Source organism: Pseudomonas sp. CCI1.1, assembly GCF_034348165.1.
In the GTDB taxonomy this organism is placed as follows: domain Bacteria; phylum Pseudomonadota; class Gammaproteobacteria; order Pseudomonadales; family Pseudomonadaceae; genus Aquipseudomonas; species Aquipseudomonas paracarnis.
Window position 1 is genome coordinate 3,522,125 of record NZ_CP133780.1, and the last position, 24,342, is coordinate 3,546,466.

The 24,342-nt window shown below is 60.3% G+C and carries 21 protein-coding genes; 11 read left to right on the forward strand and 10 right to left on the reverse strand.

Annotation, left to right across the window (positions count from 1 at the left end):
- Positions 1–24 precede the first annotated feature (24 nt).
- The 5 genes from ilvN to mrcB all read right to left on the reverse strand — a co-directional run bounded on the left by ilvN (position 25) and on the right by mrcB (position 6,080).
- Entirely contained in the window at positions 25–516 is a 492-nt protein-coding gene (gene ilvN / locus RHM69_RS15860; RefSeq protein WP_003176102.1) for an acetolactate synthase small subunit, read from the reverse strand.
- Between the two features lie 2 nt (positions 517–518).
- On the reverse strand, positions 519–2,243 hold the full coding sequence (locus RHM69_RS15865; RefSeq protein WP_014719928.1) for an acetolactate synthase 3 large subunit: 1,725 nt from the start codon (positions 2,241–2,243) through the stop codon (positions 519–521).
- Between the two features lie 432 nt (positions 2,244–2,675).
- On the reverse strand, positions 2,676–3,005 hold the full coding sequence (locus RHM69_RS15870) for a YqcC family protein (protein WP_014719929.1): 330 nt from the start codon (positions 3,003–3,005) through the stop codon (positions 2,676–2,678).
- Positions 3,005–3,739: a tetratricopeptide repeat protein gene (locus RHM69_RS15875; RefSeq protein WP_032902681.1), complete on the reverse strand. Its 735-nt coding sequence runs from the start codon at positions 3,737–3,739 to the stop codon at positions 3,005–3,007. The genes RHM69_RS15870 and RHM69_RS15875 overlap by 1 nt, the downstream gene beginning before the upstream one ends.
- 16 nt (positions 3,740–3,755) lie before the next feature.
- A complete protein-coding gene (gene mrcB / locus RHM69_RS15880; protein ID WP_014719931.1) occupies positions 3,756–6,080 on the reverse strand; it encodes a penicillin-binding protein 1B in 2,325 nt (774 codons plus the stop codon).
- A gap of 118 nt (positions 6,081–6,198) precedes the next feature.
- Here mrcB and RHM69_RS15885 point away from each other — a divergent pair, with 118 nt between their 5' ends.
- From RHM69_RS15885 to ltrA, 4 genes are all read left to right on the forward strand, one after another.
- The gene (locus tag RHM69_RS15885) at positions 6,199–7,755 is read left to right on the forward strand and encodes an AAA family ATPase (RefSeq protein WP_200600365.1); all 1,557 of its coding nucleotides are present in this window, start codon (positions 6,199–6,201) and stop codon (positions 7,753–7,755) included.
- Positions 7,756–7,847: 92 nt separating this feature from the next.
- Positions 7,848–8,192 carry a pentapeptide repeat-containing protein gene (locus tag RHM69_RS15890; protein ID WP_014719933.1) on the forward strand — a complete coding sequence of 115 codons (345 nt, stop codon included), beginning with the start codon at positions 7,848–7,850 and terminating at the stop codon, positions 8,190–8,192.
- A gap of 204 nt (positions 8,193–8,396) precedes the next feature.
- On the forward strand, positions 8,397–8,669 hold the full coding sequence (locus RHM69_RS15895) for a TfoX/Sxy family protein (RefSeq protein ID WP_003194139.1): 273 nt from the start codon (positions 8,397–8,399) through the stop codon (positions 8,667–8,669).
- A 652-nt stretch (positions 8,670–9,321) separates the two neighbouring features.
- Entirely contained in the window at positions 9,322–10,743 is a 1,422-nt protein-coding gene (gene ltrA / locus RHM69_RS15900; protein WP_011805433.1) for a group II intron reverse transcriptase/maturase, read from the forward strand.
- A gap of 89 nt (positions 10,744–10,832) precedes the next feature.
- On the opposite strand, the gene RHM69_RS15905 is transcribed toward ltrA, so the two are convergent.
- Genes RHM69_RS15905 through RHM69_RS15915 form a run of 3 tightly spaced genes read right to left on the reverse strand, consistent with a single transcriptional unit; the run spans position 10,833 to position 13,512 of the window.
- Positions 10,833–11,600 carry a heme ABC transporter ATP-binding protein gene (locus RHM69_RS15905; RefSeq protein ID WP_014719935.1) on the reverse strand — a complete coding sequence of 256 codons (768 nt, stop codon included), beginning with the start codon at positions 11,598–11,600 and terminating at the stop codon, positions 10,833–10,835.
- Positions 11,600–12,637 carry a FecCD family ABC transporter permease gene (locus tag RHM69_RS15910; protein WP_014719936.1) on the reverse strand — a complete coding sequence of 346 codons (1,038 nt, stop codon included), beginning with the start codon at positions 12,635–12,637 and terminating at the stop codon, positions 11,600–11,602. Before RHM69_RS15910 ends, RHM69_RS15905 begins: the two co-directional genes overlap by 1 nt.
- A complete protein-coding gene (locus RHM69_RS15915) occupies positions 12,634–13,512 on the reverse strand; it encodes a heme/hemin ABC transporter substrate-binding protein (protein WP_322255292.1) in 879 nt (292 codons plus the stop codon). The genes RHM69_RS15910 and RHM69_RS15915 overlap by 4 nt, the downstream gene beginning before the upstream one ends.
- A gap of 156 nt (positions 13,513–13,668) precedes the next feature.
- Here RHM69_RS15915 and RHM69_RS15920 point away from each other — a divergent pair, with 156 nt between their 5' ends.
- Positions 13,669–13,986 carry a Rieske (2Fe-2S) protein gene (locus tag RHM69_RS15920; RefSeq protein WP_014719938.1) on the forward strand — a complete coding sequence of 106 codons (318 nt, stop codon included), beginning with the start codon at positions 13,669–13,671 and terminating at the stop codon, positions 13,984–13,986.
- On the opposite strand, the gene sfsA is transcribed toward RHM69_RS15920, so the two are convergent.
- Both sfsA and RHM69_RS15930 read right to left on the reverse strand, forming a co-directional pair.
- Entirely contained in the window at positions 13,983–14,696 is a 714-nt protein-coding gene (gene sfsA, locus RHM69_RS15925) for a DNA/RNA nuclease SfsA (RefSeq protein ID WP_014719939.1), read from the reverse strand. The two genes, RHM69_RS15920 and sfsA, sit on opposite strands and share 4 nt — an antisense overlap.
- Entirely contained in the window at positions 14,696–15,868 is a 1,173-nt protein-coding gene (locus tag RHM69_RS15930; RefSeq protein ID WP_014719940.1) for a pyridoxal phosphate-dependent aminotransferase, read from the reverse strand. The genes sfsA and RHM69_RS15930 overlap by 1 nt, the downstream gene beginning before the upstream one ends.
- Before the next feature lie 320 nt (positions 15,869–16,188).
- Between RHM69_RS15930 and dksA the strand changes: the two genes are divergently transcribed.
- The 6 genes from dksA (at position 16,189) to RHM69_RS15960 (ending at position 24,340) form a co-directional block, all read left to right on the forward strand.
- Entirely contained in the window at positions 16,189–16,632 is a 444-nt protein-coding gene (gene dksA, locus RHM69_RS15935; protein ID WP_003194150.1) for an RNA polymerase-binding protein DksA, read from the forward strand.
- Positions 16,633–16,715: 83 nt separating this feature from the next.
- On the forward strand, positions 16,716–17,603 hold the full coding sequence (gene gluQRS / locus RHM69_RS15940; RefSeq protein WP_014719941.1) for a tRNA glutamyl-Q(34) synthetase GluQRS: 888 nt from the start codon (positions 16,716–16,718) through the stop codon (positions 17,601–17,603).
- 62 nt (positions 17,604–17,665) lie between these two features.
- Entirely contained in the window at positions 17,666–17,842 is a 177-nt protein-coding gene (locus RHM69_RS15945) for a hypothetical protein (RefSeq protein ID WP_003176118.1), read from the forward strand.
- On the forward strand, positions 17,826–20,780 hold the full coding sequence (locus tag RHM69_RS15950) for a sensor histidine kinase (RefSeq protein WP_003194154.1): 2,955 nt from the start codon (positions 17,826–17,828) through the stop codon (positions 20,778–20,780). Before RHM69_RS15945 ends, RHM69_RS15950 begins: the two co-directional genes overlap by 17 nt.
- Before the next feature lie 22 nt (positions 20,781–20,802).
- Positions 20,803–22,239: a sigma-54-dependent transcriptional regulator gene (locus tag RHM69_RS15955; RefSeq protein ID WP_014719942.1), complete on the forward strand. Its 1,437-nt coding sequence runs from the start codon at positions 20,803–20,805 to the stop codon at positions 22,237–22,239.
- A 697-nt stretch (positions 22,240–22,936) separates the two neighbouring features.
- Complete coding sequence (locus RHM69_RS15960) at positions 22,937–24,340, forward strand: polynucleotide adenylyltransferase PcnB (protein WP_003194157.1); 1,404 nt, start codon at positions 22,937–22,939, stop codon at positions 24,338–24,340.
- Positions 24,341–24,342: the final 2 nt, after the last annotated feature.

A 24,342-nucleotide genomic window follows, 5' to 3' on the forward strand; every position in this document is an offset into this window, starting at 1 on the left:
CGTGAGGCCATTCGCTAATTTGGGTTAGATGCTGAGTACTTTGTCGCCACGGGCAATCCCGGTGACACCACTGCGTACGGTTTCCAGAATCGAGGCCGTCCCGATCGACTGGATGAAGCTGTCCAGCTTGTCGCTTGTACCGGTCAGTTGAACGGTATAAACGCTGGCGCTCACATCGACGATCTGCCCGCGATAAATATCGGTAGTGCGCTTGATCTCGGCACGTTGGGCACCCGTGGCCTTGACCTTGACCAGCATCAGTTCGCGCTCGATGTGGGCGCTTTCCGACAGGTCGACCAGCTTGACCACTTCGATCAGCTTGTTGAGGTTCTTGGTGATCTGCTCGATCACCTCATCGTGGCCCACAGTAGTCAACGTCAGGCGCGACAGGGTCGGGTCTTCGGTCGGGGCCACGGTCAGGCTTTCAATGTTGTAGTTGCGTTGCGAAAACAGGCCGACAACACGGGACAAGGCGCCGGGTTCGTTCTCCAGAAGCAGGGAGATAATATGCCGCATGATTAAGTACGCTCCGTCTTGTTCAGCCACATGTCGCGCATAGAGCCGTCTTTGATTTGCATCGGATAGACGTGCTCGCTGGTATCGACCTGAATATCGATGAACACCAGACGGTCCTTCATGGCAAACGCTTCTTCCATCTTCGGCTTCAGATCTTTCAAATCAGTGATGCGAATGCCGACGTGGCCATAGGCTTCAACCAACTTGATGAAGTCCGGCAACGATTCCATGTAGGAATGGGAGTGACGGCTACCGTAGCTCATGTCCTGCCATTGACGAACCATGCCGAGCACGCCGTTGTTCAAGCAGACGATCTTCACCGGAAGACCGTATTGCAGGCACGTCGACAGTTCCTGGATGTTCATCTGGATGCTGCCTTCGCCGGTGACGCAGGCAACGTCGGCATCCGGGAAGCTCAGTTTCACACCCATGGCCGCAGGGAAACCAAAGCCCATCGTGCCCAGGCCACCGGAGTTGATCCAGCGGTTAGGCTTGTCGAACTTGTAGTACTGCGCCGCGAACATCTGGTGCTGGCCCACGTCGGAGGTCACAAAGGCGTCGCCCTTGGTCACTTCGCACAGGGTTTCGATCACGGTTTGTGGCTTGATGATGCTGCCGTCACCCTTGTCATAAGGGAACAGACCGCGATCACCGCGCCATTCGTCGATCTGCTTCCACCAGCTGGCAACGGATTCCTTGTTCGGCGTTTCGCCGATGTCCTTGAGCGCAGCGACCATTTCGGTCAATACGCTCTCTACAGGACCCACGATTGGCACATCGGCCTTGATGGTCTTGGAGATGGACGCAGGGTCGATGTCGATGTGAATGATCTTGGCATTCGGGCAGAATTTGCTCGCGCCGTTGATCACTCGGTCATCGAACCGCGCGCCCACGGCCAGGATCACATCGGCGTGGTGCATGGTGAGGTTGGCGGTGTAGCTGCCGTGCATACCGAGCATGCCGACGAACTGACGGTCCGAACCCGGGAATGCGCCGAGGCCCATCAGGGTGTTGGTCACCGGCAGGTTGAGCAACTTGGCCAGTTCGGTCAACGGAGCGGAACCGCCGCCCAGAATCACGCCACCGCCGGAGTACAACACGGGGCGCTTTGCCGCCAGGAGCATTTCTGCCGCCTTGCGGATTTGCCCCGAGTGCCCGCGGACGGCCGGGCTGTAGGAACGCAGCTTGGCTTTCTTGGGAAAAACGTATTCGAATTTTTCGGCCGGGTTGGTCATGTCTTTCGGGATATCGACCACTACAGGGCCCGGGCGACCGGACTGGGCGAGGTAGAACGCCTTTTTCATGACTTCCGGGATTTCCGACGCGTGCTTGATCATGAAGCTGTGTTTCACGATCGGGCGGGAAATACCGATCATGTCGGTTTCCTGGAATGCATCGGTGCCGACCATGGTGCTAGGCACCTGGCCAGAGATGATCACCATCGGGATGGAGTCCATATAGGCAGTCGCGATGCCGGTAATGGCATTGGTTGCGCCTGGGCCGGATGTTACCAGTACCACGCCGGCTTTACCGGTGGCACGGGCGTAACCGTCAGCCATATGGGTCGCGGCCTGTTCGTGGCGAACCAGGATGTGGGTAACAGCCGGTTCCTTGAACAGTGCGTCGTAGACATGCAGCAGAGCACCACCTGGGTACCCGTAGATATAGTCGACGCCTTCGTCACGCAAAAAGCGGACGAGCATCTCACCGCCAGATAAAAGCTCCACGTTGTTCACCTCTAAAACGCCAGAATACCGTCCGTTAAAAAACCGACGGGTCTTAATAGGTTTACTTCTCAACAGAGCATGAGCGACGGTGGTCGCCGACTACGTCAGCACTGACTGAGCAAGTATTGGGATCGTCCCAAGTGTTGCGGGCTTTTCCCACCCAGCGCGAGGTAACGCGTTGCGGGTGTTACAGGTCGGCGCGGATGTGCGCCTCATGATCTGCTGAGCGGGCCTGCTTCTGGCAGTCCCGATACAGCGGACTTTGGATTCTTCTGTTTCACGCCCTTCAAGTCAAGCAATAATTGCGCTTTTTTCCAACTAAGCGCATGAGAACGCAGAAGAAAGGGCTTTGAGGAGGGATAAAACTCGCCTGAATGTCGTCAAGCGGTAGAAATGTGCGCAAGACTGCCGGAAAAACCGGCAGTCAGGCAATTAACGAGCGTCGACGATCAATTGATCGAACTTTTTCAGCGCGTTACGCAAGCCGAGGCTCTCCCGCGGCCGGTCGGCGTAGACCATCTCGGCCATTTCCAGGATCCCCGACGCATTCGGCAAGGGCAGGTCCTGTTCCAGGATCTGCTTCATACGCGCAAGGAAGATCCACTGCAGCCACTGGTGGAAGTCCAGGGTATCGACGGAAAAGGGCTCGACACTGCTGAGCGCTTCAGCACTGGGGGAGACTTCATCCCACCAGCCCTGAACGCGCAGTTCGCGCTCGATCAGCAATAACTGCTCGGCAATCGCGGGAAAACGCGCATCCATCAGAGGCTGACCTTGGCTTTTTGCCGTGCCTGCGCAGCACCCGCTGCATCGCCTTGGGCTGCACGCGCATCCCCGATCAAGGCCCACAGGCTGGCTTGCAGGTCTGGGCGCCCATTGGCCAGGCTCAGGCCACGGCGAGCGAACTGCTCCGCCTGGGGCGCATCGCCCTGGGCCATGCGCACCTGGGCCAGGCGATAGAGCACTTGTGGCTCACGCGGCGCCACGCGCTGGGCACGTTCAAGGCTCGACGAGGCGCCATTCAAATCGCCACCCGCCTGCTGCTGCTGTGCGGTTGTGAGCAACGCCAGCACCGGGCCATCGAGTTGTTCGTCAGCCGACAACCCGCCCGCATTGGACGATGACGGAATACCGCTCGGCGTAGAAGGCATGTTGTAGGTGCCCTGGTTGACCGGCGCGGTTTGAATCGGCGTGGAGTTCACCGGCCCGGAAGTGCTCGGGCCTGGGGTCCATGGTTCGGCACTGATAGGCGCCGAGGTTGCAGCCCCACTGCCGGGCACCATCACTACGACGCCGGAATCCTGTGGAATTGCCTGGGTTGCAGCTTGGGCAGGCCGTTTGACCACGGTCTGACGGAAGCCACCATTGGCCGAAATGCGGTCGTTATTGGAGACGGACGTGCTTGAGTCCACCACAGGGATAGAGCCGCGCTGCACGCTGGAGCAACCGCCGAGCAAAGCCAGAGCCGTAATGGCTGGAATCCACAACTTGTTCACTTGAAACCCTCTTTGCTTAATTCATCCAGCCCTTGACCCAATCCATCACCGAATCCGCGTCAGCAGGGGCACTGCCACTGCACGCGGCGCCGGGTGGTGGTTCGCTGCCGCGAATATACGGCATCTGCACCGCGCCCGGACAGTTGGCATCGGAGCCTTGGCCGGTGTGCGGATCAATCCAGGCCTGCACGATATTGTCCGGCTGCGGCATGTTGAGCGGCAACGGGTCGGCCTTGCGCATGAAACTGGTCCATACCTGCAACGCGCCTGTCGCACCGGTGAACGGCGTCTTGCCATTGTCGTCGCGCCCCAGCCATACAACGGCCAGTACATCCTGGCCGAAACCCGCGAACCAGCTGTCGCGAGAGTCGTTACTGGTACCGGTCTTGCCCGCCAGGGTCAGGTTCGACGGCAGCACGCTATAGACCGAACGCCCTGTACCCTCGCGCATCACACGCTGCATGGCGTTCTGGATCAGGTAGATGGAGCCGGCGTCGAAGCGCTGCTGAATCTGGAACGGGTAGCGCTTGAGCGGTTCGCCATCGGCGGTCAGCACACTGCGAATACCGCGCATCGGCGTATTGAAGCCACCATTGGCCAGGGTCTGGTACATGGTGGTCACTTCCATCGGCGTCATGGCCGCAGCGCCCAGAAGCATGGACGGGAACGCCGGGAACTCACGTTCGATCCCCAGTCGCGCCAGGGTCTTCAGCACATTCGGCACACCGACTTCAAGCCCCAGGCGCGAGGTCGAGATGTTGTAGGAATGCGCCAATCCTTGATACAGGAACACCGTGCCATGAGAGCGGCGGTCGAAGTTCTTGGGCGTCCATACCTGGCCATCCGCACCTTTGATCGACAGCGGGTCATCGGACAGCCAACTGGTCAGCGTGTACTTGCTGGGTTTTTCCAGTGCCGTGAGATAGACCGCGGGCTTGACCAGCGAGCCAATCGGCCGCACGGCATCCAGTGCGCGGTTGAAGCCTGCAAAACTGGCCTGGCGGCTGCCGATCATGGCCTGAACCTCGCCGGTTTCCGGGTTGGTCACGACCATGGCGGCTTCGACTTCATCCGAGCCTTTACGGCCAGTCAGGCGCTTGAAGGTGTCGTTGACCGATGCTTCGGCCTTCATCTGCAGGATGGGGTCGAAGCTGGTGAAGATCCGCAGCCCCTCTTCGGTCAAGTCTTCGTCGCGGTAGTCTTCGCGCAGTTGGCGCTTGACCAGGTCGATAAAGCCAGGGAATGAGCTATCCGCCAGCTTGCCGCGGGTTGTCACACCCAGTGGCATTTTTTTCGCAGCGGCCACTTGTTCAGCGGTGGCCACACCCTGCTGCTCCAGTACATCGAGCACCAGGTTGCGACGTTCAAGCGCACGCTCCGGGTTGCGGCGCGGGTTGTAATAGGACGGCCCCTTGACCATCCCCACCAGCAACGCGACCTGATGCAATTTCAATTCGGACAACGGCTGCCCGAAGAAGAACTGGCTGGCCAGGCCAAAACCGTGCACGGCGCGCTGGCCATCCTGCCCGACGAATACCTCGTTGAGGTAAGCCTCAAGGATTTCCTGCTTGCTGTAATGCAGCTCCAGCAACATCGCCATCATGGCTTCGGTGAGTTTACGGGTCAGGCTGCGCTCGTTGGTCAGGTAGAAGTTCTTGACCAGTTGCTGCGTCAGCGTACTGCCGCCCTGAGTCATCTTGCCGCCGGAAGTGTTGACCCAGATAGCGCGGGCAATCGACTTCGGAGAAACACCCCAGTGGCTATAGAAATCGCGGTCTTCGACAGCGACCAGGGTTTCCAGCAGATACGGTGGTACCTGATCGAGCTTGATCAGGATGCGATCTTCAAGGTTCTTCGGGTAAATACCGCCGATCAGCAACGGTTCGAGACGCACCACCGGCAGCTTGGAGCCATTGAGCGAGGACAGCTCAGCCACATAATCGCCAGAGAAACGCACGCGCACCGGCTGGGCTTTTTCCAGGCCTTCGTAGAACTGGAAGCCACGGGTGTTCAGGTCGACGGTATTACCGCTGACCGCCGCAGCGCCAGGGCCATTGCTCACGGGTTCGCGGCGGTAGCCCAGCGCATCGAGCTCGGTAAGGAAGTCTTCCTTGCTCAGCTTCTGGCCAGAGAACAGCTCCAGCGGGCGTGCATACACCTTGGCCGGAATCGTCCAGCGCTTGCCGGAGAATTTTTCCTGCACCACGGCATCGAGGTACACCGCAAGGCCGGCGACCGCCACAAGGCCCACCAGGCCAAGCTTGATCACCCAGCCCAGCCAAGGGCGCGGGCCGCGGGAAGGAGGTTTTTTACGGGAACGGGGAGATCGGGTTCGAGTCATGGCGGCGGATTATACGCACTTTATTGATGATCAACATGAGCCGGACAGCGGTTTGCACGACTGGCATCAGCAGCCATAATGCCCCCCATGATTTTCCCCCGACTTTGAAGGATCGCCCGTGAGCCAGACCCTGATCGCTGCCCTGCAAAACCCGGCCTTGTACCCTCATCCGGTTGACGCGTTTCAAGTCATCGAGACCCATATTTCCTGGGTGATACTGACGGGCCCCTATGCATATAAGCTGAAGAAACCGATGAACTTCGGCTTCCTGGACTTCACCAATCTGGACGACCGCGGGCATTTCTGCCGCGAGGAACTGCGCCTCAACCAGCGCCTGACCGAAGATTTGTATCTTGAAGTGTTGCCGATTACCGGCACTGCCGAGGCGCCGCAACTGGGTGGCGACGGCCCAGCCATCGAGTACGCGCTGAAAATGCGCCAGTTCCCGCAAAGCCAGATGCTCAGCACCCTGCAAGCCAACGGCGAACTGACCAGCGCGCACATCGATGAGATGGCCAAGCAGATTGCGCAATTCCACCTCAGCGCCCCCAAAGTCCCGCAAGATCACCCCGCCGGCACGCCGGAAGAGGTGATGGCTCCGGTACGCCAGAACTTCGACCAAATCCGCCCATTCCTCAGCGACAAGGCCGACCTGACTCAGCTGGAGGCTCTGCAAGCCTGGGCTGAAAGCAGCTTCGAACGCCTCAAGCCTCTGCTTGCGCAGCGCAAGCTCGAGGGTTATACCCGTGAATGCCACGGCGATATCCACCTGGGCAACGCCACGCTGATCGATGGCCGCGTGGTGATCTTCGACTGCATCGAGTTCAACGAGCCTTTCCGCTTTACCGACGTGTACGCCGACACCGCTTTTTTGGCGATGGACCTGGAAGATCGCGGCCTGAAATGCCTGGCACGGCGCTTCATAAGCCAGTACCTGGAGCTGACCGGCGACTACCAGGGCCTGGAGCTTCTGAACTTCTATAAAGCCTACCGTGCATTGGTACGCGCCAAGGTTGCGCTGTTCAGCATGCCCAGCGAAGCCAACCCGGTGCAACGCGCTACCACCCTGCGCCAGTACCGCAACTACGCCAACCTGGCGGAAAGCTACAGCACTATCCCTTCGCGCTTCCTGGCAATCACCCATGGCGTTTCAGCCGTGGGCAAGAGCCACGTGGCCATGCGCCTGGTCGAAGCCCTGGGCGCGGTACGCCTGCGTTCGGACGTAGAGCGCAAGCGCCTGTTTGGCGAACAACAGGTAGAGAACACCCTGCAGGCCGGTATCTACAATCAGGACGCCAGCGCTGCCACCTACGCACGCCTGAACGAGATTGCCGACACCGTGCTGCGCGCCGGCTACCCGGTGGTGCTGGACGCCACGTTCTTGAAACGCGCGCAGCGTGACGCCGCCGCCCAGGTTGCCGAAGCCACTGGCGCGCCGTTCCTGATCCTCGACTGCAACGCCCCGCAAGCCGTTATCACCAGTTGGCTGGCACAACGCCAGGCGGATAAAAACGATCCGTCTGACGCCACACTGGCCGTTATCGAAGAGCAACAAGCCAGTCGTGACCCGCTGACTGCCGAGGAACTGCTGCTCAGCAAGCGTGTGGAGACCAATGAAAGCGGGACGCTCGACGCGTTGGTCGGGCATATCCGTCAACACCTGCCGGGCCTGTAAGAAATATTTCTTGGTCGCGTCGTCGTCTTCGGCGCGCGACCCAGCGATAGTGGCACTATACTGGCTCCATAACGCCAGCCAGAGTCGCGATCATGAGTCAGCCAAAGCTTCTTGATACCCCGCTCTACGCCCTCCTGCACAAGGACGACATCCGCGGCTTCAACCAGGAGCGCCCTGAAAATGGCCCCATCGACATGCGCGGTGGCGACTTTCGAGGGCTGGACCTGCGCGACCTGAACGCCACCGGTATTGACTTCACCGACGCCTATTTTCGCTCTGCCGACCTGCGCGGCCTGGACTTGCGTGGCTGCTCACTGGAAGGCGCCAGCCTGGCCCATGCGCAGATATCGGGGGCTTATTTCCCGCCCGAACTCACGGCTGACGAAATACTCATGTCGGTCAATTTCGGTACTCGCCTGCGCTACCGCACCAAGTAACGCCACACACCGAGTTCCTGCCACATCCCCTGCCTGCCGGGCACTTTGCGCCTGCCTGCGAGTAAGCGCCGTCGCGCCATCCTTATAATCTTTTCAGCCCTTTCTGACCAAAGAACCACGCTTTTCCTACTCAACGCTACACTCATTTTCAGGCTGCCTGGTCACGACACCCACCGCACCATTCGGCCAACGCAAGGAGGCTTGATGAACGATGAGCTGCAACACCTGAAAAACCTTGGCAAGACGTCAGCGCAGTGGCTGCATGCGGTGGGCATCCACAGCGCGTCCGACTTGCGTCGCCTGGGGGCGGTCGACGCTTACCGAGCCGTGCGCACGCGCGGGTTTCGAGCGTCGAAGGTTCTGCTGTATGCCATTGAAGGGGCATTGATGGATGTGCACTGGAACGACATACCCACCGAGCGCAAGGAGGCCTTGAACCGTCAGCTTGAAGCGATCTCAGTGCATCAGAAGAACTAGAGTGGCACTCAAACCCAGTGTTTACGGGCATTACAAACGAGCGTTTGAGAAAAATGGATGAAGCAGAAAAACAGATGTTGACTCTCAAATGAGAATCGTTATGATTATCACAACTGGTCGCGAGATCAGCCGATAACTGAAAGACCATTGGTTCGGACTCTCAGATTATCTCCTCATCAGGCTAATCACGGTTATTTGACCCGGCTCTTGCCGGGTCTTTTTTTGGTGCGCCAGGCATGGCGCGTTGCGCGCAAGCGCAACCAGCTTGGCTGTGGTGGCCACGCTGGTGACTGGGAGGTGAAAGTCCTCTACACACCCGGCAAGGGGAAGTGTTAGCCAGAGGCAAGGGTGTCGCGGGTGACTGCGAATCTGAAGGAAGCCCGAGGCAAAATGCTGGCCTGACGAACAGGAAGCGGATAGAGGCGGCGCAGCGGGGTAAGAAGGCCAAAATCTTCAAAGCCCAATACTTGCACGGAACGCTGTGACGTAGATCCGACAGGCATAAGCAGGAAGGTCGCGCGAATTACCCTGGGAGATCTGCACGTTTGCCAGTGTGCTACCGAGCGTCGAGAGGCGATGGGATGAGCGTGCAGAAGTCAGCCGAAGCCGTAGTAAGTGGCGAATAACCGCGCCACCAAGGGCCGAACAGGTTATGCCGCCAGTAGGCGTCAGAGTCTCGTTGAATACCGAAATGCAGAAATTTCTCCAAGAGAAGACTGTGACTCCGAGTCCCGGACAGAATCCGAGGATGACGGCTGACAGCGCAAAGGTATCGACGGCATCTGTGACGTGGACGAACGCGGAGCCGGACACGCTGATGGCGCGGGTGCTTGCACCGGCCAACCTCAGACGTGCGTATCAGCGCGTGGTCAGCAACAAGGGCGCGCCGGGTGCCGATGGCATGACGGTCGACGACTTGGCGGACTACGTGAATCAGTATTGGCCGATCCTCCAGAGGAGGTTGCTGGCCGGCGAATACCACCCGCAAGGTGTACGCGCCGTCGACATCCCCAAACCCAAAGGCGGCACCCGACAACTGGGCATTCCCTGCGTCGTGGATCGCCTGATCCAACAGGCACTGCTGCAACAGCTCACGCCGATCTTCGACCCGCTGTTTTCGGATTACAGCTACGGCTTCCGTCCGGGCAGAAGCGCCCACCAAGCCATCGAGACAGCCCGCGCCCATGTGGCGGCAGGGCATCGCTGGTGCGTGGAACTCGATCTTGAGAAATTCTTTGACCGGGTCAACCACGATCTCCTGATGGCGTACGTGGCGCGCCAAATCGTAGATAAACGCGTGCTCAGACTGATCCGGCGGTACCTCCAAGCCGGTGAGATGTCGGGTGGGATCGCCAGCCGACGGCAGGAAGGGACGCCGCAAGGCGGCCCGCTCTCGCCGTTGCTGTCGAACATCCTGCTCAACGAACTCGACCGCGAGCTGGAACGGCGGGGTCATCGCTTCGTGCGTTATGCCGACGATGCGAACATCTATGTGCGCAGCCCTCGTGCTGGCGAACGAGTGATGGCCAGTGTTGAGCGCTTCCTGAATCAGCGCCTGAAACTAACGCTGAATCGGGATAAGAGCCGAGTAGCCGGGTCTTGGATGTGTGATTACTTGGGTTACGGGATGAGCTGGCATCAGCAACCGAGACTGAGAGTGGCGACGATGAGCCTGGGTCGCTTGCGCGACCGGCTCAGAGAGCTGCTACGTAAAGCGCGGGGCCACAAGGTGGCGACTGTCATCGAGCGGATAAACCCCGTGCTGCGCGGATGGGCGGGCTACTTCAAGCTGAGCCAGAGCAGACGGCCACTTGAGGAATTGGACGGCTGGGTGCGTCACAAGCTTCGCTGTATCGTCTGGCGTCAATGGAAGCGGCCCTCTACGAGGGCGCGCAACTTGATACGCTTGGGACTTAATGCGGCGCGGGCGTGGAAATCGGCAGTCAATGGCCGAGGCCCATGGTGGAACTCGGGAGCGCCCCATATGAATCAGGCGTTGCCGAAGAAGCTGTGGGACCGCCTCGGGCTGGTCTCGATACTGGATACGATAAACCGACTTAACCGTATAACCTGAACCGCCGTATACGGAACCGTACGTACGGTGGTGTGAGAGGACGGCGGATGTGAATCCGCCTCCTACTCGATCCCGCGAATTAACCGGCCTCAGCGCGCAATGATCAACGGATGCCCACGCTCCGGATGCGGCTGTACCAATACATCCAGACCGAATACAGCCTTGAGCGGCTCTGGTTGCAGGACGTTAGAGGGCGTATCCAGCGCGTGGGGGCGGCCGTTTTCCAGCAACAGGATCCGGTCGCAGTAACGCGCCGCCAGGTTCAAGTCATGCAGGATGACCAGCACCGCAGCGCCTCTGTCGGCAAAATGCCGGATAGCTTGCAAGGTGGTGTGTTGGTGCAGAGGGTCGAGCATCGATGTGGGCTCATCCAGCAACAACGTCTGCCCTGCCTCACCCGGCCATAACTGCGCCAATACCCGTGCCAGGTGCACACGCTGCCGCTCGCCGCCCGACAAGGCTAGGTAACTGCGGCCACTCAGGTGGCCTACATCAGCAGCCTGCAGCGCGGCGTTGATGATTTCGTCGTCGCGCACTCGCCCGGTCTGATGAGGCAAGCGGCCCATGCCCACCACCTCTTCGACACGAAAGGCAAAGTCCAGGGTGGAGGATTGTGGCAGCACCGCCAGGCGCTGGGCACGCTGCACACCTGTCATGTGCTTGAGCGCCTGCTGATCCAGCCACACCTTGCCCTGATCCGGCTGCAACTCCCCGCACAGCGCTCCAAGCAAGGTACTTTTGCCGGCGCCATTGGGGCCCAGAACGCCCAGCACTTCGCCCGGCAATAGGTCCAAGGTGATATCGGCGAGCACGGTCTTACCACCGCGCCGGATCTGCAACGCTTCTACCCGCAACATCAGGCGCGCCCTCGTAACAATAAATAGAGGAAAAACGGCGCACCGATAAACGCGGTGACAATACCGATCGGCAGTTCCGCCGGCGCTAACGCCAGGCGCGCCACCAGGTCCGCAAACAGCAGCAGGCTCGCACCCGCCAACACCGAGGCCGGTAACAACACCCGATGATCCGGCCCAGCCAGCAGCCGCACCAGATGCGGTACCACCAACCCGACAAAACCAATCATGCCCGCCGCTGCCACTGCGGCGCCAACGCCCAAGGCCGTGCAGAACACCAACTCGCGCTTGAGCCCCTCGACATCAACACCCAGATGCTTGGCCTCGGACTCACCCAGCAACAGCGCGTTCAGCGCCTTGGCCCGGCGCGGCAACCATAGCGCCACGCCCGCACTCACCAGCAACAAGGGCCACAACCGCGAATAACTTGCACCATTGAGGCTGCCCAGGTTCCAGAACGTCAGGGTGCGCAAGGTGGCATCGTCTGCCAGATAGGTAAACAGGCCCACGGTCGAACTGGCCAGGGCCGTCAGCGCAATACCGGCAAGCAACATCGTCGCGACATTGGTCTGGCCATTGCGACGCCCCAGGCGATAGACCAGTGCCGTGACGCCCAGGCCACCGAGGAAGGCGCACAGCGACAACAGGTACGGCCCGAAAGCATCCGGCAGCCCGCCAAATAGCGAGCCACCGACAATCGCCACCGCCGCTCCCAGCGCTGCCCCGCTGGACACGCCGACCAAGCCAGGATCGGCCAGCGGGTTGCGGAACAACCCCTGCATCGCCACGCCCGACAATGCCAGCACACCGCCGACCGCCAGCCCCAACAGGGTCCGCGGCAGGCGAATCTGCCCCAGGATCAACTCGGCCTGCTCCAACCCCTGGGCCTCTATCGGTACGCCCATCAGTTTTAGCGCAGCCCTGAGCGTGTCCACTAACGGCAGGCTGACCGGCCCCAGTGCCAATGAAAGCCAGATCGCCAATACACACAGCAGCGACAGCCCAATAAACAGCGTTTTTGGCTTAACCAGAGTGGTCATGGAGCAGGCTTAGGCTGGGACGGATAAAAACCGGCAGACAGTTTCTCCAGGCTTTGCGGCAATCGGGGCCCAAGGCCACCTACCAGCAAGGTCGGATCCAGCTCAAAGACGCGGCCGTTCTTGGCTGCCGGCGTAGAGGCAAGGATCGGATTTTCCTTGAACAAGGCAGCACGTGCCGCGTCACCGGTCAGGGCGCGATCGGCAAACACCAGCACCTCAGGGCTCAACCCCGCCAGCGACTCGACGGAAAACGGTTTATAGCCGGTGTGCGTGGCCAGATTACGCCCTCCAGCCTGCTGCAACATCCAATCAGCGGCCGTGTCCTTGCCCGCGATCAGCGGCTTGCCACCGGCATGGCCGAGCAGCAACAGCACGCCTGGAGCTTTTTGCGTGGCCTGGGCCTTGACCACCCAATTTTTTTGCTGTGCCAGCGCCTGCTCATACCCGGCAAACAGGGCATCAGCCTGGGCCTTACTGCCGAGCAGTTTCCCCAAGTGTTCGAGGTTGCCTTTGAGCGTGGGCAAATCCGGCTGGGCCGAGAACATATCCACCTGCACCCCGGCACTGCGAATCTGTGCCAGCACCGGCGGTGGTCCCATTTCCTCCGTGCCCACAAGGATTTGCGGGCGCAGGCTGAGAATGCCTTCGGCTGACAACTGTCGCTGATAACCAATGCTTGGCAAGGCCTTGAGCGAGGCGGGATGCTGACTGGTGGTATCCACTCCCACCAACTTCGATTCACCGCCCAGAGCCGTCACCCACTCCGACAGCGCCCCGCCAGCACTGACCCAGCGTTGCGGCAGTTCAGAGGCGTGCACCCCAGGGTTGACCAGCAGTGAAGCAACAAGCGCAATAGCGCTGGTACTCAGGCGCATAACAGGGTTTCCTTCCTAGGGCAGGGCCACTCAAGCACTCATTGATGTGACAGATAACCCCTGCCAGGCATCGTATTGAGCACCCAGTCAGCTGACGGGCGAAGCAGGCATTTGATAATTGTTTGCATTTGAACGTCAAGGCACTTAAGGATTGAAATGAAGTTTCTCTGCGCCTCAGGCGACCTCACCCCCAACAGCAGCCGCGGTTTTGATATCGATGGCCACAGGCTGTTGGCGGTGCGTCGGGACGGCACTGCGTACTTCTATCTCAACCGCTGCCCCCATCGTGGGATCCCACTGGAATGGCAACCTGATCGCTTCCTCGACGACAGCGCCAGCCTGATCCAATGCGCCACCCATGGCGCGTTGTTCCTGATTGAAAGCGGCGAGTGCATCGCCGGGCCCTGCGCAGGCCAACACCTCACTGCCCTGCCCGGTCGCGAAGACGAACAGGGATTGTGGGTCGATCTCTAGTCGCCCAGCAGCACCTTCAACCGACGCTCGACGTAAATCTCCTGCGGCGTGACCCGTACGCCGTAGGCGAGCACCTCCACACCTGCAGCCTTGGCCTCACGTAGCGCCGCCGCATAACCGGCGTCGATTTCCACAGCCGGGCGCACCGCGTCGATCCCCGACAGGTTCACGCAATACAACTGCACCGCCCGTATACCGTCGCGCGCCAGGTGGGCCAGCTCACGCAAGTGCTTGGCACCGCGCTGCGTCACCGCATCGGGGAAAGCCGCCACTGAGCTGCCATCAAAGCCCAGGGTGACGCTTTTGACCTCGACAAACGCAGCGCCCTGGGGGTAATCCAGGCGAAAGTCGATGCGGCTTTTCTCCTGGCCATAAGGCACCTCACGCTTCAACGCGGTAAAGCCGTTGAGTTCAGTGATTACACCGGCCAGCAGGGCTTCTTCCACCAATTGATTGGCACGCGCGGTGTTGACGCACGCCAGCCGGCCCTGGGGCGTTTCGGCAATTTCCCACGTGCCCGGCAGCTTGCGCTTGGGATCCGTAGAACGGCTGAACCAGACCTGGCCACCTTCGACCATGCAGTTGAGCATCGAACCGGTGTTAGGGCAGTGAATGGTGAGCAACTCGCCGGTAACGGTTTCGATATCGGTGAGAAAGCGCTTGTAGCGGCGGATCAGCCGCCCTTCTTCAAGAGGAGGATTAAAACGCATCAGCCTTGCCAACTCCGCAAACCACGGGCAATCCGCTCCACCGCTTCTTGCAGCCGATCAAGGTTTTGCGTGTAGGCAAAACGCACATGGTGCCCCGCCTGGTAGCGACCGAAATCCAACCCGGGCGTAAAGGCCACATGTTCGGTTTCGAGGAAATGCCGGCAAAACGCGAAGGCATCGCCGCCGAACGCGCTGATATCGGCATACAGATAAAAAGCACCTTCGGGCTCCACGGCGATACCGAACCCCAGCTCACGCAGGGCCGGCAGCAGGAAGTCACGGCGGCGGCCAAATTCGGCACGGCGCTGCTCCAGAATCTCCAGGGTTTGCGGGGTGAAACAGGCTAACGCGGCATGCTGAGCCATGCTTGGCGCACTGATGTAGAGGTTCTGCGCCAATTTCTCCAGTTCACCCACCGCTTCAGGGGGCGCCACCAGCCAACCGAGGCGCCAGCCGGTCATGCCGAAATACTTCGAAAAACTATTCAGAACAAAGGCGTCATCATCGACTTCCAGCACGCTGGCCGCGTCGGTGCCGTAGGTGAGGCCGTGATAAATCTCGTCGACCACCAAATGACCGTTGCGCGCCTTGATGGCGCCCGACAGCCCAGCCAGCTCGTCCCGGGTGAGGATCGTGCCGGTGGGGTTGGCGGGCGATGCCACCAGTGCGCCGACACTGTCCTGGTCCCAATGCCTGGCCACCAGATCGGCGGTCAACTGGTAGCGTACGTCTGGGCCGACCGGCACCAACTGCGCCGCGCCTTCCACAAGGCGCAGGAAGTGTCGGTTGCAGGGGTAGCCTGGGTCCGCCAGCAGCCAATGTTTACCCGGATCCACCAGCAAACTGCTGGCCAGCAACAATGCGCCGGAGCCACCGGGGGTGATCAGAATGCGTTGCGGGTCGATGCTCAAACCGTAGCGTTGCTGGTAGAAACCACTGATGGCTTCGCGCAATTCGGGCAAGCCGCGGGCGGCGGTGTAGCGCGTCTTACCGTTTGCCAACGCGGCTTGGCCGGCCTGGATGATCGGCTCGGCGGTGGTGAAATCCGGCTCGCCGATTTCCAGGTGGATCACGTCGTGACCGGCGGCCTGCAGCTCATTGGCACGCGCCAGTAACGCCATGACATGAAAGGGTTCGATGGCGCGACTACGCGCACTGTAGGGCTGAGCCATTAGCCTTCCTTAGACGGTGAGGACAAAATCTGGATTCTACCGAACCCTCACGGTAAAACATGCTCTATTGCCTGATTGGGGCTGCAAGTGCACCCTGCGCACGCTCGTAAAACAGCTAAAATCAATATTCGAGGCGATACATACCCAGTCATGGCGGGCTGCTGCGGTTTGCAACCCCTTTGCCCTGGGCCTCGACAACCGGGAGTAGCGCACCCTGAATCTATCTGGTAAGTTCGCCCGCTTGCAGCCGCAGGGCCGGCAGGTGTCGGTGACGTTGCAATCCTGCGCAATGGATTAGAAGAGTGAGAGGCGGTCTATTCATGTCCACCCAAGCAAAGCAACAGCAGACTCAAGGCCTCGGCGGCTTCGAACCCTATGTCGAAAAAAAGGGCGAGGAGTACATGGGCGAGCCCATGCGCGAGCACTTCACCAAGATCCTCAACAAGTGGAAACAGGACTTGATGCAGGAAGTCGACCGTACGGTTGACCATATGAAGGATGAAGCGGCCAACTTCCCTGACCCGGCCGATCGTGCCAGCCAGGAAGAAGAGTTCGCCCTCGAACTGCGCGCCCGCGATCGCGAGCGCAAGTTGATCAAGAAGATCGACAAGACCCTGCAACTGATCAAAGACGAAGAATACGGCTGGTGCGAATCCTGCGGCGTCGAAATCGGTATTCGCCGACTGGAAGCCCGCCCAACCGCAGACCTGTGCGTAGACTGCAAGACCTTGGCTGAAATCAAGGAAAAACAGGTCGGCAAGTAACGTTGCCGAGTTGAACGAATGGAGCGTGCGAACGCTCCATTTTTGTTTCTGGCGTTTATCGGTTATGCAGTAGTATCCGGGCCATGACAGCCTCTACCTATATTGGGCGTTTCGCCCCCACACCCAGCGGCCATTTGCACTTCGGCTCCCTGGTTGCCGCCCTTGCCTCCTACCTCGATGCGCGCGCCCACCAGGGCCGTTGGTTGATGCGCATGGAAGACCTTGACCCTCCGCGTGAAGAGCCCGGCGCCCAGGCGGCGATTCTGCATGCGCTGGAAAGCTACGGCTTTGAATGGGATGGCGCACTGGTTCGCCAGAGCGAGCGGCATGATGCCTACGCCAAAGTACTGAACGATATGTTCAACCACGGCCTGGCCTACGCCTGCACCTGCTCGCGCAAGCAGTTGGAGCCCTACAACGGGGTTTACCCAGGCTTGTGCCGCAATGCCGGCCACGACCAGCAAGACGCCGCCATCCGCCTGCGCGTGCCCGAGCTGGAATACCACTTTACCGACCGTGTGCAGGGCGAGTTCCGGCAGCATCTGGGCCGCGATGCCGGCGACTTCATCATCCGTCGCCGCGACGGCCTCTACGCCTACCAACTGGCGGTGGTGCTCGACGACGCCTGGCAAGGGATAACCGATATCGTGCGCGGCGCCGACCTGCTCGACTCCACACCGCGCCAGCTGTACCTGCAAGAGCTGCTTGGCCTGCGCCAGCCACGTTACTTGCATGTACCGCTGATCGTGCAGCCAGACGGCAACAAGCTGGGCAAGTCCTACCGCTCTCCACCGTTGACAGCCGACCAGGCCACGCCTTTGCTGCTCAGAGCACTGCGCGCCCTTGGCCAACAGCCCGACGCGCAACTGCTGTACGCCAGCCCACGAGAACTGCTGGATTGGGGCATTGCACACTGGGACGCCACCCGCATCCCGCGCACGCTGACCCTGGCCGAAGCGCAATTGAGTTGAAGGCGCTTGCAGGTTGCCAGCCATCCGTTAACATCGCGGCAGATTTTTAATCAGAGGCCAACATGTACATCTATCGTTTGGTCCTGCTGCTGGTCGTCGGGATCTACCTGTTCTCCCCCGCCATCATGGATTGGTGGATCGACGCCACGGGCGCCTGGTATCGCCCTTATCTGCTATGGCTGATCCTGATCGTCGTGACCTTCATCCTGCAGAGCCAAAAAGATGCCGATGAGCTTTAGTCTCACCCAGATGCTGCTGATCAGCGCCGCCTACCTGGCTGCGTTATTCGGCGTGGCCTGGATCAGTGAGCGCGGAATGATTCCGCGGGCGATCATTCGCCATCCGTTGACCTACACCTTGTCCCTGGGCGTGTACGCCAGTGCCTGGGCGTTCTACGGCACGGTGGGGCTGGCCTATCAGTACGGCTACGGCTTTCTCTCCAGTTACCTGGGGGTGTCCGGCGCGTTCCTGCTGGCGCCGGTGCTGCTGTACCCGATCCTGAAAATCACCCGGACGTACCAGCTGTCTTCCCTGGCGGACCTGTTTGCCTTTCGCTTTCGCAGCACCTGGGCCGGCGCGCTGACCACCATCTTCATGTTGATCGGCGTGCTGCCGTTGCTGGCCCTGCAGATCCAGGCGGTGGCCGACTCCATCAGCATTCTGACCCGAGAGCCCGTGCAACATCGGGTTGCCCTGGCGTTTTGCGCGCTGATCACCTTGTTCACCATCTTCTTTGGCTCTCGCCATATCGCCACCCGCGAGAAACACCAGGGCCTGGTGTTTGCGATTGCCTTTGAGTCGGTCATCAAGCTGATCGCCATCGGCGGCGTCGGCCTTTATGCGCTTTACGGCGTGTTCGACGGGCCGCAACAGCTGGAGCTGTGGCTGCTGCAAAACCAGACCGCCCTCGCCGCCTTGCATACCCCCTTGCAGGAGGGACCATGGCGTACGCTGCTGCTGGTGTTCTTCGCCTCGGCGATCGTGATGCCGCACATGTACCACATGACCTTCACCGAGAACCTCAACCCGCGCTCGCTGGTCAGCGCCAGCTGGGGCTTGCCGCTGTTCCTGTTGCTGATGAGCCTGGCGGTGCCGCTGATCCTGTGGGCTGGCCTGAAACTGGGGGCCACCACCAACCCCGAGTATTTCACCCTGGGCATCGGTATTGCTGCCAACAGCCCGGCCCTGGCGCTACTGGCGTATGTCGGGGGGTTGTCGGCCGCCAGCGGGTTGATCATCGTCACCACCCTGGCACTCTCGGGCATGGCGCTCAACCACTTGGTACTGCCGCTGTACCAGCCGCCGGCCGAGGGCAATATCTACCGTTGGTTGAAATGGACCCGACGCGCGCTGATCGTCGCGATCATCATGGCCGGTTACGCGTTTTATCTGCTGCTGGGCGCCGGGCAAGACCTGGCCAACCTCGGCATCGTCGCGTTTGTCGCCACCTTGCAATTTCTGCCGGGCGTGTTGTCGGTGCTGTACTGGCCGACTGCCAATCGCCGTGGCTTTATTGCAGGGCTGCTGGCCGGGATCCTGGTGTGGACCGTGACCATGCTGCTACCGCTGGTCGGCAATCTGCAGGGCTTCTATATCCCGTTGCTGAACATGATTTACGTGCTGGACGACACCAGCTGGCACATGGCGGCCATCGCCTCGCTGGCCGCCAACGTACTGATGTTCACCCTGATCTCGCTGTTCACTAACGCCAGCGCCGAAGAAACCAGCGCCGCAGAAGCCTGTGCGGTAGACAACGTACGCCGCCCGCAACGCCGCGAACTGCATGCGGCATCGCCCCAAGAGTTCGCCACGCAACTGGCCAAGCCCCTGGGCGCCAAGGCCGCACAAAAGGAAGTCGAACAGGCGCTGCGCGACCTCTACCTGCCATTTGACGAGCGCCGCCCCTATGCCCTGCGCCGCCTGCGTGACCGTATCGAAGCCAACCTGTCCGGTTTGATGGGGCCGAGCGTGTCCCAGGACATGGTGGAAACCTTCTTGCCCTACAAGGCCGGTGGCGAAAACTACGTCACCGAAGACATCCACTTCATCGAAAGCCGGCTGGAGGACTACCACTCGCGCCTCACAGGCCTGGCCGCCGAACTCGACGCCCTGCGCCGTTACCACCGCCAGACCCTGCAGGAACTGCCGATGGGCGTGTGTTCCCTGGCCAAGGACCAGGAAATCCTGATGTGGAACAAAGCCATGGAAGAACTCACCGGCATCGCCGCCCAGCGGGTGGTGGGTTCGCGCCTCAATACACTGGGCGATCCCTGGAAAGAGCTGCTGCAGGGTTTCATCAACCTGCCGGACGAGCACTTGCACAAACAGCACTTGGCCCTCGACGGCCAGACCCGCTGGCTCAACTTGCACAAAGCGGCCATCGACGAACCTCTGGCGCCGGGTAACAGCGGCCTGGTGCTGCTGGTAGAAGACTTGACCGATACACAGATGCTCGAAGACAAGCTGGTGCACTCCGAACGCCTGGCCAGCATTGGGCGCCTGGCGGCCGGCGTGGCTCATGAAATCGGTAACCCGATCACCGGTATCGCCTGCCTGGCGCAAAACCTGCGGGAAGAGCGCGAAGAAGACGGGGAAATCACCGAAATCAGCGGGCAGATCCTTGAACAGACCAAGCGGGTTTCACGCATCGTCCAGTCGCTGATGAGCTTTGCCCACTCCGGCGCCCATCAGAATCAGGACGAAGCGGTGTGCCTGGCCGAAGTCGCGCAGGATGCCATTGGGCTGTTGGCCTTGAACCGGCGCAATTTCGAAGTACAGTTCTTTAACCTGTGCGATCCGGACCATTGGGTCGATGGCGACTCACAACGCCTGGCCCAGGTGCTGATCAACCTGCTGTCCAACGCCCGCGACGCGTCTCCGGCCGGCAGTGCTGTACGCGTCAAGAGCGAGGCTTTCGAGCACACGGTCGACCTGATCGTGGAAGACGAAGGCAGCGGCATTCCACAGAACATCATGGACCGATTGTTCGAACCCTTCTTCACCACCAAGGACCCCGGTGAAGGTACCGGTCTGGGCCTTGCACTGGTCTATTCCATCGTTGAAGAGCATTATGGACAAATCACCATCGACAGCCCGGCTGACACACAAAGCCAACGCGGCACCCGTATCCGGGTGACCTTGCCGCGTCATGTCGAAGCGACGTCCGCTGTGAACTGAGACCGTCGAGAGAATTGAATCAATGCCGCACATTTTGATCGTCGAAGACGAAACCATTATCCGCTCTGCCTTGCGTCGCCTGCTTGAACGTAATCAGTACCAGGTCAGCGAAGCCGGCTCGGTGCAGGAAGCCCAAGAGCGATTCAGCATTCCCACGTTCGACCTGATTGTCAGTGACCTGCGCCTGCCAGGCGCCCCGGGCACCGAGCTGATCAAGCTGGGCCAGGGCACCCCGGTGCTGATCATGACCAGCTACGCCAGCCTGCGCTCGGCGGTGGACTCGATGAAGATGGGCGCGGTGGACTACATCGCCAAGCCTTTCGACCACGACGAGATGCTCCAGGCCGTGGCCCGCATCCTGCGTGACCGTGTGTCGGCCAGCAGTGCGCCTGCCGAGCCACGCCCCACCGGCAAGACCAGCGGCGCCGAAAAACCAGGTGCCAACAACAGCAATGGCGAGATCGGCATCATCGGCTCCTGCCCTCCGATGCAGGACTTGTACAGCAAGATCCGCAAGGTGGCGCCGACTGACTCCAATGTGTTGATCCAGGGCGAGTCGGGCACCGGCAAAGAGCTGGTGGCCCGCGCCCTGCACAACCTGTCCAAGCGCGCCAAGGCGCCGATGATCTCGGTGAACTGCGCGGCGATCCCCGAATCCCTGATCGAGTCCGAGCTGTTCGGCCACGAGAAAGGTGCGTTCACTGGCGCCAGCGCCGGGCGTGCGGGCCTGGTGGAGGCCGCGGACGGCGGCACCTTGTTCCTTGATGAAATTGGCGAGCTGCCCCTGGAAGCCCAAGCGCGTTTGCTGCGCGTGCTGCAGGAAGGCGAAATTCGTCGCGTGGGTTCGGTGCAATCGCAGAAGGTCGATGTTCGATTGATCGCGGCGACACACCGAGACCTGAAGAGCCTGGCCAAGATCGGCCAGTTCCGTGAGGACTTGTATTACCGCCTGCATGTCATCGCGCTCAAATTGCCGGCCCTACGCGAGCGCGGCGCCGACGTCAACGAAATCGCCAACGCGTTCCTGTTGCGTCAAGGCGCACGCATTGACCGCACCGACCTGAAGTTTGCCGCGGACGCCGAGCAGGCGATCCGTCACTACTCGTGGCCTGGGAACGTGCGTGAGCTGGAGAACGCCGTCGAGCGCGCCGTGATTCTGTCGGAGAGCCCGGAGATCTCCGCCGAGTTGCTGGGCATCGACATTGAGCTCAGCGACCTGGATGACGACGACTTCATCGGCCTGGCCCCGCAGCAGGGCGGCGGTAGCAATACCAGCCATGAGCCGACGGAAGATTTGTCACTGGAAGACTACTTCCAGCACTTCGTGCTCGAGCATCAGGACCATATGACCGAGACCGAACTGGCCCGCAAACTGGGTGTAAGTCGCAAGTGTTTGTGGGAACGGCGTCAGCGCCTGGGCATTCCACGGCGCAAGACCGGGGTGGCCAGCGAAAGCTGAGAGCGCAGCCCCACAGGTAACACCTGTTGATGTGAAAAAACTGTTACCGCTGACTTTTCACGTAACAAAAGCCGGGGCTTACGGTAACGAAGCCCCGGCTTTTTTTTGGCCCTCAATCTGGCGAAACCAGCCCAAACCCCCGGTTTTGCTGGACGGCGCAAAAGTTGGCACGCACCCTGCTATATGCTCAGTACAAAAACAATAACAAGCTTTGTACAAGACAATAAAAATAAGACGAATCGACTCACGCATAACAAAAACAACACGGCGGAGGCGCAGCTAACTGATTCTTTTGGAGAGGCGTTGCATTTGGGGCTTGCCCCGCAACCAGGCCGAGAACAACAAAAACTGCCCTAAGGCAGAGCCTGAACTGGTTGGATCGTAGATCAGCAACACAGCGACCAAAGCAATCCGTTTGCTCTTGACTCCCGATTGGGAGTGTCATGAAGGTGAAACTTCGTGGCGAGGGCGATCAACAAAAACAAGAAGCCCGACATCAATAATAAAAATAGAGCACGCAACTACTTCTGGGGGAGCTTCGGCTCCCCTTGTAGTTTCCGGGATTTGACCTGCAAACGCTTATGGCGCAATGCCTTTAGCTTGTTCCTACACCATCCCCTGACTAAATGCTAGAATCCCCGCCCATCATGCGGTCATTCTTCGTTATGGCCGAACATTCCTTCAAACAGTGCATCCCATGCTGAAGAAGTTGTTCCAGTCATTCCGTTCTCCCTTGCGTCGAACGCAACACAAACGCAGCACGCCTGAAGTGCTCAATAGCAGCCAGCATTCGCTGCAGCGCGCTCAATTCAGCCGTTATGCAGTGAACATCGTCGAACGTTTGCAGAACGCCGGCTACCAGGCCTACCTGGTGGGTGGCTGCGTACGCGACATGTTGCTCAACATCACGCCCAAGGATTTCGACGTCGCCACCAGTGCCACGCCTGAACAAGTGCGCGCCGAGTTTCGTAATGCACGAATCATCGGCCGGCGCTTCAAGCTGGTGCATATCCACTTTGGTCGCGAAATCATCGAGGTCGCAACGTTCCGCGCCGGTCACCCGCAAAACGATGAAGAGGAGGACACCAACCAGTCTTCCCGCAACGAGAGCGGGCGCATCCTGCGCGATAACGTCTATGGCACCCTGGAAGAGGACGCGCAACGTCGCGACTTCACCATCAACGCCTTGTATTACGACCCGGTCAGCGAGCGCATCCTCGATTACGCCAACGGCGTACACGACATTCGCAACAACCTGATCCGGCTGATCGGCGACCCGACGCAGCGCTACCAGGAAGACCCGGTGCGCATGCTGCGTGCCGTGCGATTCGCCGCCAAGCTCAACTTTGGCATCGAAAAACACACCGCCGCACCGATTCGCGAACTGGCGCCGATGCTGCGGGAAATCCCCTCGGCACGCCTGTTTGAGGAAGTGCTCAAGCTGTTCCTTTCGGGCTACGCCGCCGACACCTTTGAAATGCTGGTGGACCTGCAGTTGTTCGACCCCCTGTTCCCGGCCAGCGCCGAGGCCTTGGAGTACAACCCGACGTACACCCACACCTTGATCAGCGAAGCCTTGATCAACACCGACCTGCGCATCAAGCAAAACAAACCGGTGACCCCGGCGTTCCTGTTTGCCGCCTTGTTGTGGCCGGCCCTGCCCAAACGCGTACTGCGCCTGCAGGACCGTGGCATGCCGCCGATCCCGGCCATGCAGGAAGCGGCTCACGAGCTGATCGCCGAACAGTGCCAACGCATCGCCATCCCCAAACGTTTCACCATGCCGATCCGCGAAATCTGGGACATGCAGGAGCGCCTGCCACGCCGCAGCGGCAAGCGCGCCGATCTGTTGCTGGACAACCCGCGCTTCCGTGCCGGCTACGACTTCCTGCTGCTACGCGAAAGCGCGGGCGAGCAGACCGATGGCCTGGGTGAATGGTGGACCGATTATCAGGACGCCAATGACAGCCAGCGCCGCGAAATGATTCGTGAACTGGGCAGCAAAGGTGATAGCGCCGGCGAAGGCCCGAAAAAGCGTCGCCGCAGCGGCACCAAGCGTAAACGCAGCAGTGCCGATGCCTCGGGCGCTGCGGGCGAATAAAC

Bases quoted from the DNA above. Each gene is read 5' to 3' on its own strand.
- RHM69_RS15870 (WP_014719929.1), bottom strand. From the start codon at position 3,005: ATGGATGCGCGTTTTCCCGCGATTGCCGAGCAGTTATTGCTGATCGAG.
- mrcB (WP_014719931.1), bottom strand. From the start codon at position 6,080: ATGACTCGAACCCGATCTCCCCGTTCCCGTAAAAAACCTCCTTCCCGC.
- RHM69_RS15955 (WP_014719942.1), top strand. From the start codon at position 20,803: ATGCCGCACATTTTGATCGTCGAAGACGAAACCATTATCCGCTCTGCC.
- dksA (WP_003194150.1), top strand. From the start codon at position 16,189: ATGTCCACCCAAGCAAAGCAACAGCAGACTCAAGGCCTCGGCGGCTTC.
- RHM69_RS15930 (WP_014719940.1), bottom strand. From the start codon at position 15,868: ATGGCTCAGCCCTACAGTGCGCGTAGTCGCGCCATCGAACCCTTTCAT.
- ltrA (WP_011805433.1), top strand. From the start codon at position 9,322: ATGCCGCCAGTAGGCGTCAGAGTCTCGTTGAATACCGAAATGCAGAAA.
- RHM69_RS15890 (WP_014719933.1), top strand. From the start codon at position 7,848: ATGAGTCAGCCAAAGCTTCTTGATACCCCGCTCTACGCCCTCCTGCAC.
- gluQRS (WP_014719941.1), top strand. From the start codon at position 16,716: ATGACAGCCTCTACCTATATTGGGCGTTTCGCCCCCACACCCAGCGGC.
- RHM69_RS15920 (WP_014719938.1), top strand. From the start codon at position 13,669: ATGAAGTTTCTCTGCGCCTCAGGCGACCTCACCCCCAACAGCAGCCGC.
- RHM69_RS15960 (WP_003194157.1), top strand. From the start codon at position 22,937: ATGCTGAAGAAGTTGTTCCAGTCATTCCGTTCTCCCTTGCGTCGAACG.
- RHM69_RS15950 (WP_003194154.1), top strand. From the start codon at position 17,826: ATGCCGATGAGCTTTAGTCTCACCCAGATGCTGCTGATCAGCGCCGCC.
- ilvN (WP_003176102.1), bottom strand. From the start codon at position 516: ATGCGGCATATTATCTCCCTGCTTCTGGAGAACGAACCCGGCGCCTTG.
- RHM69_RS15945 (WP_003176118.1), top strand. From the start codon at position 17,666: ATGTACATCTATCGTTTGGTCCTGCTGCTGGTCGTCGGGATCTACCTG.
- RHM69_RS15905 (WP_014719935.1), bottom strand. From the start codon at position 11,600: ATGTTGCGGGTAGAAGCGTTGCAGATCCGGCGCGGTGGTAAGACCGTG.
- RHM69_RS15910 (WP_014719936.1), bottom strand. From the start codon at position 12,637: ATGACCACTCTGGTTAAGCCAAAAACGCTGTTTATTGGGCTGTCGCTG.
- RHM69_RS15895 (WP_003194139.1), top strand. From the start codon at position 8,397: ATGAACGATGAGCTGCAACACCTGAAAAACCTTGGCAAGACGTCAGCG.
- sfsA (WP_014719939.1), bottom strand. From the start codon at position 14,696: ATGCGTTTTAATCCTCCTCTTGAAGAAGGGCGGCTGATCCGCCGCTAC.
- RHM69_RS15915 (WP_322255292.1), bottom strand. From the start codon at position 13,512: ATGCGCCTGAGTACCAGCGCTATTGCGCTTGTTGCTTCACTGCTGGTC.